We start from the raw sequence: 15,902 nt of genomic DNA on the forward strand, positions 1-15,902 counted from the left end.
CGCAGGAGTTCTCTCCACACTTGTCTTCTTTTATAGTACCCTTTTTAGGGTATTTTTTCTCATGATATGCTCACAGTGAACTTTTTTGCAGCAGAGCAAATTACAGAAAAAAGAGACAGGAAGCTACTCCCTGTCTCTCATCTTTCTTTCTCAATCATGAAAATTCGTACCGTCAGTTGTTGCTTTGATAATGCCCGCGCGGATGACAAAGTCACCGAAATGCTCGCCTTCCTCACGTTCTTTCGCATAGCGGGAAAGAAGGATGCGCAGCTCGCTTAAAATGTCTGCTTCACCGATGTTTTCAAGGTACATTTTGCTTAAACGGCTTCCGTCAAACGCAGCGCCAAGATACATATTATATTTGCCCGGCGCCTTTCCGATAAATCCGATCTCACCGAGTGCATGACGTGCACAGCCGTTCGGACACCCTGTCATGCGAATGGTGATTTCCTGATCACGAAGGCCGTTTTCGTCAATAATCTCTTCAATCTTATCTAACAGGGTCGGCAAATAACGTTCTGCTTCGGCCATTGCCAATCCGCAGGTCGGAAGAGCGACGCATGCCATCGAGCTGCGGCGAAGTGCTGAATAGTGCTTGCCGTCAGTTAGTCCGTACTGTTCAATTAAAGCACTGATTTCTTCTTTTTTATCGCTTGAAACGTTCGCAATCATTAAGTTCTGATTGGCTGTCAGCCGGAACTCACCTGTATGAACTTTGGCGATTTCCCGCAAGCCAGTCATCAGCTTATAATCATCGTAATCCGTTATACGGCCGCCTTCGACAAACAGCGTGAAATGCCATTTATCCTTGATGCCTTCCACCCAGCCGTAGCGGTCGCCGTTATGATCGAAATGATACGGCTTCGCTGCTTCCAGGCTCCAGCCGAGACGGTTTTCCAATTCTTCTATTACGTTTTCTAAACCTAGGCGGTCAACTGTGTATTTGAACCGCGCATTTTTACGGACAGAACGGTTACCGTAATCACGCTGAATCGTAATCGTTTTTTCAGCAACGTCATACATTTGCTCAGGCCGGCAGAATCCGATCACCTTGGCTAATTGCGGATATGTCGCAGTATCGCCATGCGTCATTCCCATACCGCCGCCGATTGCCACGTTAAAACCGATCAGCTTGCCATCCTCGACAATCGCAATGAATCCGAGATCTTGTGAAAAGACGTCAATATCATTAGACGGCGGAACGGCAATACCGATTTTAAACTTCCGGGGCAGATAGAGCGGTCCGTACATTGGCTCGACTTCTTCCTCCGGCGTGCCGGCAACTCTTTCCTCATCAAGCCAAATTTCATGATAGGCTCTCGTCCGCGGCAGCAGATCATCACTTAATTTTTTAGACCACTCGTATACCTCTGAGTGGATTTCAGATTGATAAGGGTTTGATGCACACATGACGTTACGGTTTACGTCTCCGCAGGCTGCGATCGTATCCAAAAGTGCTGAGTGGATCGTCTGAATGGTTTTCTTCATGTTCCATTTCAGAATCCCGTGCATTTGGAACGTTTCACGTGTCGTCAATTTTAATGTGCCGTTCCCGTATTTCTGGGACAGGTCATCCATGACAAGCCATTGTTCAGGTGTCGAGACGCCCCCTGGCATACGCACGCGCAGCATGAACTGATATGCGGGCTCAAGCTTCTGCTTTTGGCGTTCATTTCGGAGGTCGCGGTCATCCTGCAAATAACTGCCGTGGTGTTTCATCAGGCGGTTGTCATCATCCGGAATTCCGGCACTGATTCGATCGAGCATCACTTCTTTCAGCGTGCCGCGCAAATAATCACTTTCTCTTTTAATGCGTTCAACATCACTTGGAGAGCCGTCCGGTGCTTTTAAAATTTTGGTCACCATGTTGAAAAACTCCTTTCAAGTCAAATCAATATACATCACGCTGATAGCGTTTTTGCTGCTGCATATCGGCAAGATAAGCCTCCGCTTCTTCGCGGCTCATATTGCCTTCTTTTTCGATAATTTCAAGCAATGTGTTATGGACGTCATGCGCCATGTGCTTTTCATCTCCGCAAATGTAAACAGCCGCTCCTTCTTGAAGCCATTCAAACAATTCTGCGCTGTGTTCGAGCATGCGGTGCTGCACATATACTTTTTCTTCCGTATCACGTGAGAACGCCACATCCATTTTTGTCAGCACACCGTCTTTGAGCCAATTCTGCCACTCTGTCTGGTAAAGGAAATCCGTGACAAAGTGCTGATCACCAAAGAACATCCATGCCTTTCCTTCCGCTCCCGTCTCCTCACGCTCCTGCATAAAGGAACGGAAAGGTGCGACGCCTGTCCCAGGGCCCACCATGATAATCGGTGTTTCAGGGTCTTTCGGAAGCTTAAAGTTTTGATTGTGCTGTACATAAATCGGCAGTGTGTCTCCCGGCTGCAGACGTTCCGCGCACAAAATCGAGCAGACGCCTTTTCGTTCACGGCCGTGCGCATCGTAGCGGACTGCGCCGATTGTTACATGCACTTCATCCGGATTTGCGGATAAACTGCTTGCAATCGAATAAAGGCGGGCAGGCATTTTTCGCAAAATCGAGACAAACTCCTGCGCAGATACACTAAATGGGCCATAGTCACGGACGAGATCAAGCAAATCGCGCCCTTCAATATAGGCTTTTACATTCTCCTCATTTCCCGGGGCTAAAAGCTCTCTAAGCTCGTCGTTCCCTGTCAGCTGGGCTGCCTGTTCAAGAAGCGGTTTTGTGAGAACGGTAATCTCATAGTGAGAAATCAGCGCTTCTTTCAGCGGACGGACATCACCTTGCTTATTAAGCGTCACAATTTCTTCCGGGTCCCAATTCATTTCCTTAAGGAGCAGCTCGACAAGTTCCGGATCGTTTTCCGGATAGACGCCGAGGCTGTCACCAGGCTCGTAAATCAGGCCAGATCCTTCAAGAGACAACTCCACATGGCGTGTTTCTTTATTTGATCCTCTGCCGTTTAAATTTAAATTTTCTAGCACTTCAGCCCGAAACGGGTTTGTTCTGGAATACGAAGACTCACCGGTTTGAGACGCAGCCGCCGGCGCAGGCGCGGCGCTTCCGCCCCCAGCTTCATTTAATCCCTTCAATACACCCTCAAGCCATTCGGCTGCCGGCTCATCATAGTCAAGATCGCAATCAACGCGCGGAGAAATCCGTTTTCCGCCGAGTTCTTCTAAGCGCTGATCAAATTCTTTCCCTGTCTGGCAGAAAAATTCGTACGAACTGTCACCAAGCGCCAAAACGGAAAAGCGCAGGTCTTCAAGCTTAGGCGCCCGTCTTCCGTGCAGAAATTCGTGAAACGACAGCGCGTTATCAGGCGGCTCGCCTTCACCATGCGTACTGACGACGATTAAAAGATTGTTTACTTTCTTCAGCTGATTCGGCTTAAAATCGCTCATGGATGAGACGGTCACTTGAAAACCGCTCTGTTCAAGCTGCTTGCCGGCATTTTCTGCAAGCCCCTGTGCGTTTCCCGTCTGTGAACCATAAAGAACGGTCACTTCTTTTGAAACGGCCGGTGCCGGTGCTTCCGCAGACACAGCTGCCGCCGGCGCACCCGCAGTTTCTTGGGCGGAAACAGATTGAGCGGATAAATATCCGCTCAGCCAGATTTTCTGGGATTCGGTCAAGGTCGGCAGAAGGCGGTTAAGGAGCTCTGCCTGCTCCTGATTAAACGGACTGTTCATTACCTGAAGTTGCAACGTATCCACCTCACAAAGTTATAAACTGATCGAAAATTGCATCTAATTGAACTTTACCGGAATACTAGGCTTAAGTAAAATATATTTACATGATGATAACTATTAAGAATCCTAATGATAAAACGGCTATGCTTCATGTAAATAGAAAAAAGAGAAGGACTCCCTTCTCTTCATTCGGCAATCTGATATAAGAGAGGCGGCACAGCGGTTACAAACGGACTGACTTCACCTGTATAAAATACCGCCAGCATGTGCATCGCACGGGTGCACGCAGTATATAAAAGCCTGCGGTCGTGCTCTGTATGATAGTGTTCTTCAGATGCATCATAGATAAGCACTGCGTCAAATTCAATTCCCTTCGCTAAATACACCGGAATCACGCAAACACCCTTTTGAAATGGTTGATTTTCTTTATGAATCAGGCGAACATCTGTATATTCACTCATGTGGGCGTGCGCCTGTATGCATTGCTGCGCAGTCTTGCAGATGACGGCTATTGTTTCGTGCCCTTTTTTCTTGAGCCGGCCAATTTCTTGCGCGAGCTTTTGGCAAAGGCTCTCATGTCCTTCAGTTTTGACAACGAGCGGCATTTCCCCGCTTCTATTAAACGGCTCAATATCCGCTCCATCTTGAAGCATCGCTTTGGTAAACTCGACAATCTGCCTTGTTGATCTGTATGTTCTCTTTAAACGAACATACTCAGCAGGCTCATCCTCAAAGCACGCATCCATACGCTGATCCCCGTGTATGGTATGCGCGTAGATGGACTGATTGATATCACCGAGCACTGTCATGCTGGCAGCCGGAAAAATGCTTCTCATGTAAGCCATCTGAAACGGTGAATAGTCCTGGGCTTCGTCAATAAATAGATGTTTGATCTTCGTATTTTTCTTTCTGCCCTCAATCAGATCCTGCATATAAAGAAACGGTGCCGCGTCCTCATAGAGCAATTTATTATCCGTAAATGCCGAACGGGTCAGTTCACCTATCGCGGCCATCTTCTCATCCTGAAATTTTCCTCCCCAGCCAGAAAACAATTGCAAATAAAGTTGTGTAACATCAAGAAATGCAAGGAGCCTGACTGCCTGCTTGAGCGGTTTGAAAGCTTTTTTCACAATGATGGCGGCAAGCAGCTGCTGCTCTCTTTGATAATCGTTAAACGTACTTTCGCTGAACCGTTTCCTTTCCTGCAGTTTTTTGTACACGTCCAAGTAGTCCTCTTTGTCAAGCAGCTCAGCTTCATGAACGACCCAATCCTTTCGCCGTTCCTTTTTCTCAAGCTTGTTAAGCTCACTCAGCAGCCACTTCGCGGTTTGCTCCATCCGATTCGGAATGGAGTGATTTTGATCCAATGAGTAAAAATAGGATTGAATTTGCTCCTTTGTGATCAGCTTTTGTCCGCGGAATATAATATTTTTAAAAATCATCCCTTCAGAGGAAAGCCGTGTGACGTATTCATTAATGAATTGCTGAAAGGATAAACCCGCCTTCCATGTGATTCCCGCAAGCCTTGTTGGAAAATCGCCTCCCTTTGTTTCGGTCAGGCAATATTCGAGCTGATCAAAGGGGCTTTCACATTTGAACTTGCGGCCAAGACGATGCTCGATATATTCCTGAAACGTCGCCTGCTCCATATTCTCTTCTCCTAACTCCGGCAAAACAGAGGAGACATAGCTGTTAAATAAGAAGTTGGGAGAAAACAAAACGATTTGTCCGGCATCAATGACGCCACGGTGCCTGTATAACAAATAAGCGACACGCTGAAGCGCAGCCGATGTTTTCCCGCTGCCAGCCGCTCCCTGCACGATCAGGATCTTGCTATTTTCATTACGGATAATCTGATTTTGTTCTTTCTGAATCGTAGACACGATGTTTTTCATTTGGGTATCGGAGTGATGGCTTAATACCTCTTGCAGCATTTCATCACCAATCGTCATATCGGTATTAAACATCGCCTTGAGAGTGCCGTTTTTGATCATAAACTGGCGTTTCAGCACCATTTCCCCTTCTATCGTTTCACCGGGCACCTCGTACTCCGCTTTTCCTGGGGAATAATTGTAGTACAAACTTGATATCGGCGCCCTCCAGTCATAAATCAGAAAGTGTTCCTCCTTCTCATCCAAACAGGAAGCTAAACCGATATAAATTCGCTCTGCCTGCTCCTCGCCGTTTTCAATAAAATCAATCCGGCCGAAATAAGGCGATTTTTTTAATTGATGAATTCGTTTGAGCTGCTGATCCATGCGCCGATGATTGTGTTCCCGATCAGACAGCAGCTCTGCCTGCTGCTTAATGCTTGCCATCGTTTCAATCGCTTCATGGGCATCATCAAAATTAACCTTAACATCCTCCCAAAAGCTTTTTCTTAATCCGATGATATCATGCTTCAACCCGCCCGCAGACGTTTCCAGAAACCGCTCTTTTTTTTCGAGCTCCTGCAGCACCTCATCTATTCTCGACTGCTCTTCCTTCCATTCCTTATCCTGCTGATTCATGAACGGCACCTCCAGAAAATAGTTGACAAACATAGATGAAATACTGTAAAATATAATTGGATACATATATAGAATGTATGATGAAACTGGCAAATACAATTTATCTTAGCACATTCACCCAATACCAATCAAGGTTTGGGTTATTTATATGCAGAAAAAACCGATTTCAACTCGAAATCGGTTTTTTCTCTTATGATTTCACATTGATCACTGTTGGAGGTGCTTTTCTTAGGTTGCGAATCTTCTCTTTCATCAGTATCGCTTCCTTATTCCATTCAATCTTCGATATAATATTTCTTTTTCATTTTAAAAACACCGCAGAGCTTTACCGTGTTTGTCTGTTCATCTAACGTGAAGAATGACTAAACTGGCTGTTATTGACATCTTCCATAAAGCAACTACATCCTTGCTATCGTATCTATAGTCGCAGTAAAATAGTCATTTTTCATCCAATTTCGACATATTTCAACAAATTGAAGTTTTTCATTTGGGAGAATAGGACGATGTTACATTATTTCTCTCGGTTTATGATATAAACATGAAGAAAGAACCAGAATTAGTTAGGAGGAAATACTCAGTGAAGAAAAAGCTATCTATGATGTTGCTGGCATTCGTCGTAGCCGTAACAAGTTTTACGGCAATTGACCTAGTAAACAACAAAGCGGAAGCTAAAGATTGGGTTAAAAAAGGTCAAATATGGAGTACTCATTACCATTCGGGCTCATTTAAAAACTATACTTACTCGCCAACATTTCAGATTTATTATCCAGGACGAGGAACTTGGGCCAACATGACAGCAAACGGATCAGGCAGCGGGAAAATTACAGCAACTCTGCAACAAAAGACAAATAAAGGCTGGAAAAATGTTAAAACTTTTTATGCAACAAAAAAAGGCTCTACAAATTTAAGTTACAAACAAGCTTCTAAAAGCTACAAAACAAAATACAGATTCAAATTCACTAACACAGGAACTAAAAAAACCATCAGCTATACCTTTTGGGCTACCTATTAATTTTCAATAGCTTTGCTCTGCGCGGTCAGCATTCGAAAAGGACTTTTTATTTGATCCCGGCAGGCTACCATAAAAGAAACCTCTCCATGACGGAGAGGTTTCTTTTATTTTACTGACTATCTAAGCGAAAAGAACGGTTTGGCAGCTTCCAATTAAACATATAGGAACAAACCCGGCAAACAACGAGCACGAAAAACAGAACGTATAAGCCGAACGAGTTCCCCAGCCAGCCCAAGCCGACGATTAAACCGCCGAGAGCCGCCCAGACTGCATAAATTTCTGCCTTCAGCACAAGCGGTTTGCGCCCGGCAAGAAGGTCGCGGATGATCCCGCCCCCGCTTCCCGTCAGCACCGCAGCCACGATCACGGCACTAAGCGGATGGCCCATTTTGACAGCATACAGTGCGCCTTGGATAGCAAAGGCAGCGAGGCCGATCGCATCTGATAAATTGCCCCACTTATTCCAATGCTTCAGCAGCAGCTTCGGAAACAGAAACACAATTGTAATAGATAAAAGCGCGATTTGAAAGTACGCTCCCTGCTCCCATAGCGCTGACACCGGAACACCGATCAGCAAATTGCGGATCGCTCCTCCTCCAAAAGCGGTGACAATCCCTAATATATAAACTCCTAAAATATCATATTCCTCTTCCATCGCAACAATTGCGCCGCTGACTGCAAACGCAATGATGCCAATCACACTGAGCAGCTCCCAAGCCATTCTGATGACTCCCTTTTATGTTTGTTAAATTTTCTGACGACCTCTAGATTTTATAATCGCTCCAGTGTAAAATCAATAACATTTTTATGAGAAAAAAAGATAAATTTAGAGGGAATACGGCTATTGCTGATGGACATGAGTTTGCGAAATTAAAAAAGCGTCCGGCATACGCGGGCGCTTTTTTTGTTATTCAGATTTTTCGCCTTTCAGCAGGCACATAAAAATGATAATCAGGATAAAAGCAATCAGGGCCAGGAATGGAATCGTAATAAAACCAAACCAGTTAATATATTGGCCCGAGCACGGCACGCCGCTGACACATGGCTTAATGCCGCTAAAGCCGGGCACTTTTTGCTCTAAGTAATGCATGATCGAAATGAATGCCCCTATAATCGCCATCGGGAGCACATATTTTTTCACTCGTGTGTCCCCTTGAAAGGTGGCGATGCCTAAAATCAGGACGAGCGGATACATGAGGATACGCTGGTACCAGCACAGTTCACATGGAATAAACTTTCTAATTTCACTGAAATACAGGCTGCCCAGCATAGCGATAAGAGCCACAACCCAGGAAGCATATAAAAATACGATTCTATTTTTCATATCGTTACTTCCCTTTCAGCTCTTTTTCTATTGTCTCTTTGATTTCATCATAATCCGCAAAATTTTTGATCACTTTATCATTGACGTAAATCGTCGGTGTTGCCTGTATGTTCATTTTTTGATTAAGGTCAGAATCCTTTTCCACTTGAGAAGCGAATGTTTCCTTATCAAGATTTTCCTTGAGCGTCTCAGGTTTTATCTTTGTGGTGCTTTTTGCAAGATCACCAAGGAGGCCTGGGGTTACCCATTCCTGTTCCGTATCCGGCTGTTTTTCGAACAGCTTTTCATGGAAATCCCAGAAAGAGTCAGGGTCTTCCTTCCATACTTCTTCAGATGCAAGAGCCGCTAACCTTGAACCTTTTCCATGGAACATGACGTTCACGAAAGAAAATTTCACATCGCCCTTATCAATAAAGTCTTTTTGTATTTTTGGAAAGATGTCACTGTTAAACACCTTGCAAGACGGACATTTGTAATCTCCGAATTCTACTACAGTTACCGGTGCATCGTCCTTGCCAAGCACAGGCTGCCCTTTGATAGACGGCTGTCCGGACACCGCATCATTGCCTTGTTCCGTTTTGTTATTAATGATGACAATGGCTGCTAACAATACAACAACCACAACCGTAAGGATGACCGCGAATTTCGCAGAAGACTGCTGTTTCTTTTTCACTCCGACACCTCATCGTTTTAAAATTAAAAAAGAAGCGGATCGCAATTGACCCACTTCTTTATTTTAACAAGACAAGCGCCTATAAGAAAACCCCGAAAAAATGAATTCTCTCCGACAATTTATCTGTTTTCGAGACGCATGACGCGCATCGCGTTTGCCACAGCGAGCAGTGTAACACCGACATCTGAGAAAACCGCTTCCCACATGGTTGCAATTCCAAATGCTCCAAGAATGAGAAAGATCGCTTTCACACCTAAAGCAAAGCCGATGTTTTGCCACACGATTCGCCGTGTCCGTTTCGCAATCCGAATCGCTTCTGCTATTTTTGACAGCTGATCTGTCATCAGCACGATGTCTGCGGCTTCTACCGCGGCGTCTGAGCCAAGGCCTCCCATCGCAACCCCTATATCTGCGCGTGCAAGCACCGGTGTATCATTGATGCCGTCACCGACAAAAATGAGTTTTTCACTAGGCAAAAGCTTAGATTCTAATGCTTCGACCTGCGCGACTTTATCTTGCGGCAGCAGCTCTGCATATACCTCACCAATCCCAAGCTGTTTTCCGACGGCTTCTCCCGTTTGTTTCGAATCACCCGTCAGCATAGCTGTCTGTTTGATCCCAAGCGACTTCAGATCAGCAACCGCCTGTGCTGCGTCTTCCTTTACTTCATCCGCTATGATGATTGCTCCGGCATAGCGTTGATCAACAGCAACGTGTACGATTGTTCCAGCATTTTCATCCGGGACATCCTCAATTTGTTCTCTTTCCATGAGCTTTTTATTCCCAGCAAGGATCTCAGTTCCATTTACCTTTGCAAAAATGCCGTGACCAGAGATTTCTTCGTATGACTCAATCTCATCGGAGGAAAGCATTTTCCCGTAAGCTTTACGCACAGATTCAGCAATCGGATGCTGTGAATGAAGCTCAGCGTATGCCGCCGCTTCAAGTAATCTATCCTTTGTAAAACCTTCCGCGGGTTTGATTTCTGTCACTTCAAAGCTGCCTTTTGTTAGTGTTCCCGTTTTATCAAACACCGCGTATTTGACTTGATTCAAAGCTTCTAAATAATTGCTTCCCTTTACAAGCACTCCGGCCTTTGAGGCCGCTCCGATTCCGCCGAAGAAACCGAGCGGAATGGAGACAACAAGCGCACAAGGACAAGAAATCACTAAAAAGATAAGCGCGCGGTACACCCAATCGGAAAGCGCGGCGCCAGAAAGAACAAGCGGCGGAACAAAGGCCAGCAATACCGCGATGATCACAACAGCAGGTGTATAATACTTGGCAAACTTCGTGATAAAGTTTTCTGTCCGGGCTTTACGGCTGCTCGCATTCTGAACCAAGTCTAATATTTTTGATACTGCTGATTCCTGATAGCCCTTTGTGACTTCAATATGCAGAACGCCGTTTTGATTGATAAAGCCTGACATTACATCTTGTCCTTCCGCAGCTTTTCTCGGAACGGACTCACCTGTTAAAGCAGATGTATCAACCATCGCTGACCCTTGCACGACCTTACCGTCCAGGGGTATGCTTTCTCCCGGATTAACCACAATGATGTCTCCTGTCTGAACGTCCTCCGGGGAAACCTGTTCGATGCCGTTCTTTGTTTTGAGATTGGCGTAATCAGGCCGTATGTCCATTAACGCACTAATTGATTTTCTGGAACGGCTGACCGCGGCACCTTGAAAAAGCTCACCGATTTGATAAAACAGCATAACGGCGACGCCCTCAGGGTATTGCTGAATCAGAAAGGCGCCGATTGTAGCAAGAGCCATTAAGAAATGCTCATCAAACACCTGACCGCGGATGATGTTTTTGACTGCACGGATCATAATGTCACCGCCGATGATCAAATAAGCAGCGAGGAAAAGGAAAAGTTCAATGGTTCCCGAATGAACCAAATATGCCGCTGCGCCGAGAATGACAGCCGCCGCCATTCTGATCAGCATATTGACCATTCGATTACGATAGCCATCATCAGCTGATTTCTTTATATGCTTTTGGCGAACCGTTACATGCGGATCAATTGATTTCACTTTTTTCTCTACTTTATTCGTGACCCATTGCTCTTCTTTCCCATCGGCTGAGACAGTTAAGGTGCTTGCCGCAAAATTTACCGCGCATCCGTCAATGCCTTTTATGCCTTTGACTCCATTTTCGATTTTTTGGGCACAATTGCTGCAATCCAAACCGTCCAGAACGTATTCCTGTTTCACTAGTCTCACCTTACCTTCCGATTTAGGGTTCCCTTTTCAAAGCGTATCAATGAGTATTCAATTTACTTTACATATATGAGCATATACTCATATATAAGTTACACCTATTATATGTTGTTTTCCAAGAAAGTGTCAATGAAAAACAAAAACCGGCATATAGCCGGTTTTTCATTTTACTTTTTGCAGACGAAGAGCATTCAGAACAACGGAAACGGAGCTGAATGCCATTGCTGCTCCTGCTATCCACGGTGCTAAAAATCCAAGTGCTGCGATTGGGATGCCGAGGCTGTTATAGCCAAGCGCCCAGAATAAATTTTGTTTAATGTTTTTCATTGTCAATCTGCTCATGCGAATTGCGTCGGCAATACTGTTCAGATCGCCGCGAATCAGTGTAATGTCTGCTGTTTCCATGGCAATGTCCGTGCCAGTTCCAATCGCCATGCCGATGTCAGCTGTGGCAAGCGCCGGCGCATCGTTAATTCCGTCGCCTACCATTGCCGTCTGGCGGCCTTCTTTTTGCAAGCGGGCGATTTCCGCCGCCTTTTGTTCAGGAAGGACTTCCGCAATGATATTCGCAATTCCCGCTTCCTTCGCAATGGCTTCTGCGGTTCTGCGATTGTCTCCTGTCATCATGATGACATCAAGGCCCAACTCTTTCAGACGGGCAACAGCCTTCCGTGACGTATCCTTAATCGTATCTGCAACCGCTACTAGCCCCGCTGCTTCTCCATCAATGGATACAAGCATAACTGTTTTCCCTTCGGCCTCTAGCTCTTCCATTTGGGCGAGAAGAGCCCCATGCTCAACCTGTTCGCTCTCCATTAATTTTCTTGTGCCGACGAGAATGCTTTTTCCTCCGGCTTCAGCCAAAATGCCTGCGCCGACTTTTGCTTCAAAGCGGGTAAGCCTCGGTATCTCAAGCCCTTTATCTTTCACGCCAGCAATAATCGCTTCGCCAAGCGGATGCTCTGATCCCGTTTCCGCTGCCGCTGCAAATTGAAGCAAATCTTTTTTTTCAAAACGGCCGAATGGAATGGCATCCGTCAGACGCGGCTTCCCGTTTGTCACGGTTCCGGTTTTATCAAGAACAATGGTATCGAGACGATGTGTTTTTTCTAAATGCTCGCCGCCTTTAAATAAAATCCCGAATTCAGCAGCGCGTCCAGATCCAGCCATTATGCTTGTCGGAGTGGCAAGACCGAGGGCGCAAGGACAGGCAATGACAAGAACCGCAATGAACTTGCTGATCGCTTCGGCAAAATCGCCAGGAGCCGCCCAAAGGTACCAAATGAGAAAAGTGAGAACGGCAATCCCCAATACAATGGGCACAAAAATGCCTGAAATCTGGTCAGCGAGACGCTGGATCGGCGCTTTTGACCCTTGTGCTTCCTCAACAATTTTGATGATATGAGAAAGCGCAGTATCCTTTCCGACGTTGACAGCTTTCATTTTCAGAAAGCCGTTTGCGTTAACGGTTGAACCTGTCACGCTGTCACCAGGATTTTTGTCAACAGGAAGACTTTCTCCTGTAATCATCGATTCGTCAACCGCTGAACGGCCTTCAACCACTTCTCCGTCGACAGGAATTCGTTCGCCAGGTTTGACGTAAACAATGTCATTAACAAGCACTTCGTCGATCGGGATGATTTGCTCCTGTCCGTCTCTTACAACAGTCGCTGTTTTCGCTTGAAGCTTCATCAGCTTTTTAATCGCATCCGAGGAACGGCCTTTAGCTTTTGTTTCAAACAACTTGCCTAATAAAATCAGCGTCAGCAAAATCGCGCTTGTTTCATAGTAAAGGCCATCTGTATGCCCGTGAGAGCCAAGGCTTTGAAAAGTAAGATAAAGGCTATAAGCGTAAGCAGCCGTCGTACCGAGGGCGACCAATACATCCATATTGGCGCTTTTATTTCTGAGCGCCTTATACGCACCCACATAAAACGGCCAGCCGATCAGAAACTGGACTGGTGTCGCCAGCGCAAATTGCATCCACGGATTGAGAAATATATCCGGTACCCAAATGAATGATGTAAATGTAAAATGGCTCACCATCGCCCAAAGCAATGGAAACGACAGGACAGCTGAAAAAATCAGTCTCGCTGTTTGCTTCCGTTCTTCTTTCTTTTTAGTAGCAGCAGCCTCACTGTCCTGTTCACCCTTCAACTTTAGCTTATATCCAAGCTTATCTACCGCTTCTTTCAAATCGCTGACAGACGCTTCTTTTGGATTGTATTCGACCGTAACTGTTTCTAAAGCGAAGTTTACTGGAGCATTTGCGACGCCTTTTATTTTGTTAAGCCGTTTTTCAATCCGATTGGCGCAAGCCGCACAGGTCATGCCCTCAATATCGAATTCAGCTTTTTCTGTAACGACGTGATAGCCCAGCTTCTCTATTTTTTCCTGAATCGCTGCAGTCCCTGTTTCAGCAGGATCGTAGATTACATTTGATGTTTCCGTTGCCAGATTAACATTTGCATCCGTGACACCGGGCATCCGCTTCAGGCCTTTTTCAATTCTGGCAGCACATGCCGCACAGGTCATACCAGAGACCTGCATCGCGATTTCCTTTTGTTCACTCAACATACTCACTCCTTTATATACGCCTGGGGGGTATATAAAAATGAAAGAAATATCGCGCCTCCGTAAAGGCGCGATACCTTGAATCACTTGGCTACGTCATAGCCCTGATCTTCTATCGCATCCGCAATATCTTTGACTGATACTTTGTCAGCATCAAACGAAACATCGACTTTACCCGCTTCCAGATTGACATGAACAGCACTGACGCCGTCCAGTTCTCCTACGCTCGTTTCTACTGCTTTGACGCAGTGCTGACAAGACATTCCTTCAACTTGCAATGTTTTTTGTTCCATAATCAATTCCTCCTGTTTATTCTTTCTATTTTCATCCTACCATACCCCCGTAGGGTATTACAATAAAAAAACGCTTTATGATTTTGTGAACTTTTTAAATACGTCCAAAAGCTCAGAAATGGCCTGTTCCCCGTCACCGCTTTTGATGGCATCTGCTACACAATGATGGGCATGATCCTCAAGCAAATGAAGCGCCACGTTTTTCATTGCCGCCTGAACAGCTGAAATCTGTACAAGAATATCTACACAATATCTGTCGTTTTCCACCATGTTTTGAATGCCTCTGACCTGGCCCTCAATCCGCTTCAACCGGTTTGTGATTTGATCTTTTTCTTTCGAGCTTTTATGGTTTAATGTTTTATGTTCGTTATGCTTTTCCATGCGTACACCTCTGTTTAATGATATTAATTCCCATTATACTGATTGTCCAGACGGTTGTCTAAGCATGCCGACGCAAAAAATGAATCAGTTAGGTTTTACCATTTGATCAGGAGGGTATATACTTCTGTTGATAACGCTTTTAAAGGGGAGAAGAAAAGTGGATACGATCAAGGTTGGAATATTAGGATACGGATTGTCCGGTTCTGTTTTTCACGGGCCGCTGCTGGATGTTCTGGATGAATATCAAATCAGCAAAATCATGACATCTCGGACAGAAGAAGTGAAACGGGACTTTCCAGATGCTGAGGTTGTACATGAGCTTGAGGAAATCACAAATGACCCTGCCATTGAGCTTGTCATTGTCACCACCCCGAGCGGCCTTCATTACGAGCATGCTATGGCATGCATACAGGCCGGAAAACATGTTGTGATGGAAAAACCAATGACAGCAACAGCCGAAGAGGGGGAAACATTAAAAAGGGCTGCCGATGAAAAAGGCGTATTATTAAGCGTATATCATAACCGACGCTGGGATAACGACTTTTTAACGATTAAAAAGCTGATCTCTGAGGGATCTCTTGAAGATATCAATACATATCAAGTTTCCTATGACCGCTACAGACCTGAAGTTCAAGCGCGGTGGCGGGAAAAAGAAGGCATTGCCACTGGTACGCTGTATGATCTCGGCTCCCACATCATAGACCAAACCCTGCATTTGTTTGGGATGCCTAAAGCCGTGACTGCAAACGTGATGGCCCAGCGGGAAAATGCCGAAACGGTTGACTATTTTCATTTAACCCTGGACTATGGCAAGCTTCAAGCCATTCTATACGGAGGATCAATCGTTCCGTCAAACGGACCTCGTTATCAAATCCATGGAAAAGATTCCAGCTTTATCAAATATGGAATTGACGGACAGGAAGACGCACTCAGAGCGGGAAGAAAACCAGAGGATGACAGCTGGGGTGCAGATGATCCGGAGTTTTACGGACAGCTTACAACCATTCGTGGCTCCGACAAAAAAACAGAAACGATCCCATCAGTAAATGGCTCCTACCTTACTTATTACCGCAAAATAGCGGAAAGCATACGGGAAGGTGCTGCGCTGCCAGTCACTGCTGAGGAAGGTATTAATGTCATCCGCATCATTGAAGCCGCGATGAAAAGCAGTAAAGAGAAACGAACCATTATGCTGGAGCACTAAAACAAAAGCCTC

At 45.5% G+C, this 15,902-nt stretch carries 12 protein-coding genes; 2 read left to right on the top strand and 10 right to left on the bottom strand.

The genetic code is table 11. The annotated features are described in order from the left end of the window. Positions 1–150 precede the first annotated feature (150 nt). The 3 genes from cysI to helD form a co-directional block, all read right to left on the bottom strand. A complete protein-coding gene (gene cysI / locus NYE53_RS16795) occupies positions 151–1,866 on the bottom strand; it encodes an assimilatory sulfite reductase (NADPH) hemoprotein subunit (RefSeq protein ID WP_339245754.1) in 1,716 nt (571 codons plus the stop codon). Between the two features lie 25 nt (positions 1,867–1,891). Beyond that, the gene (locus NYE53_RS16800) at positions 1,892–3,709 is read right to left on the bottom strand and encodes an assimilatory sulfite reductase (NADPH) flavoprotein subunit (protein WP_339245756.1); all 1,818 of its coding nucleotides are present in this window, start codon (positions 3,707–3,709) and stop codon (positions 1,892–1,894) included. Positions 3,710–3,879: 170 nt separating this feature from the next. After that, positions 3,880–6,204, bottom strand: coding sequence for a DNA helicase IV (gene helD, locus NYE53_RS16805; protein ID WP_339245758.1), 2,325 nt, complete (start codon positions 6,202–6,204; stop codon positions 3,880–3,882). Between the two features lie 577 nt (positions 6,205–6,781). Between helD and NYE53_RS16810 the strand changes: the two genes are divergently transcribed. Further along, a complete protein-coding gene (locus NYE53_RS16810) occupies positions 6,782–7,216 on the top strand; it encodes a hypothetical protein (protein WP_014477979.1) in 435 nt (144 codons plus the stop codon). Positions 7,217–7,325: 109 nt separating this feature from the next. Here NYE53_RS16810 and NYE53_RS16815 read toward each other — a convergent pair whose 3' ends face one another. From NYE53_RS16815 to csoR, 7 genes are all read right to left on the bottom strand, one after another. Beyond that, positions 7,326–7,937, bottom strand: coding sequence for a trimeric intracellular cation channel family protein (locus tag NYE53_RS16815; protein ID WP_003228419.1), 612 nt, complete (start codon positions 7,935–7,937; stop codon positions 7,326–7,328). A gap of 186 nt (positions 7,938–8,123) precedes the next feature. Beyond that, positions 8,124–8,540, bottom strand: a complete 417-nt coding sequence (locus tag NYE53_RS16820; RefSeq protein WP_003228417.1) for a disulfide oxidoreductase — start codon at positions 8,538–8,540, stop codon at positions 8,124–8,126. 4 nt (positions 8,541–8,544) lie between these two features. Continuing rightward, positions 8,545–9,213: a disulfide bond formation protein BdbD gene (gene bdbD / locus NYE53_RS16825; RefSeq protein ID WP_003228414.1), complete on the bottom strand. Its 669-nt coding sequence runs from the start codon at positions 9,211–9,213 to the stop codon at positions 8,545–8,547. A 119-nt stretch (positions 9,214–9,332) separates the two neighbouring features. After that, complete coding sequence (locus tag NYE53_RS16830; RefSeq protein WP_339245760.1) at positions 9,333–11,441, bottom strand: heavy metal translocating P-type ATPase; 2,109 nt, start codon at positions 11,439–11,441, stop codon at positions 9,333–9,335. Positions 11,442–11,600: 159 nt separating this feature from the next. Next, positions 11,601–14,012: a copper-exporting P-type ATPase CopA gene (gene copA / locus NYE53_RS16835; protein WP_339245761.1), complete on the bottom strand. Its 2,412-nt coding sequence runs from the start codon at positions 14,010–14,012 to the stop codon at positions 11,601–11,603. Positions 14,013–14,095: 83 nt separating this feature from the next. Continuing rightward, positions 14,096–14,305 carry a copper chaperone CopZ gene (gene copZ / locus NYE53_RS16840; RefSeq protein WP_003244260.1) on the bottom strand — a complete coding sequence of 70 codons (210 nt, stop codon included), beginning with the start codon at positions 14,303–14,305 and terminating at the stop codon, positions 14,096–14,098. A 75-nt stretch (positions 14,306–14,380) separates the two neighbouring features. Beyond that, a complete protein-coding gene (gene csoR / locus NYE53_RS16845) occupies positions 14,381–14,686 on the bottom strand; it encodes a copper-sensing transcriptional repressor CsoR (protein ID WP_003228404.1) in 306 nt (101 codons plus the stop codon). A 127-nt stretch (positions 14,687–14,813) separates the two neighbouring features. On the opposite strand from csoR, the gene iolW reads away from it, so the two are divergent. After that, entirely contained in the window at positions 14,814–15,890 is a 1,077-nt protein-coding gene (gene iolW, locus NYE53_RS16850; RefSeq protein ID WP_339245764.1) for a scyllo-inositol 2-dehydrogenase, read from the top strand. Positions 15,891–15,902: the final 12 nt, after the last annotated feature.

Origin of the sequence: Bacillus sp. FSL R5-0523 (assembly GCF_037975295.1) — a bacterium.
GTDB lineage: Bacteria > Bacillota > Bacilli > Bacillales > Bacillaceae > Bacillus > Bacillus subtilis.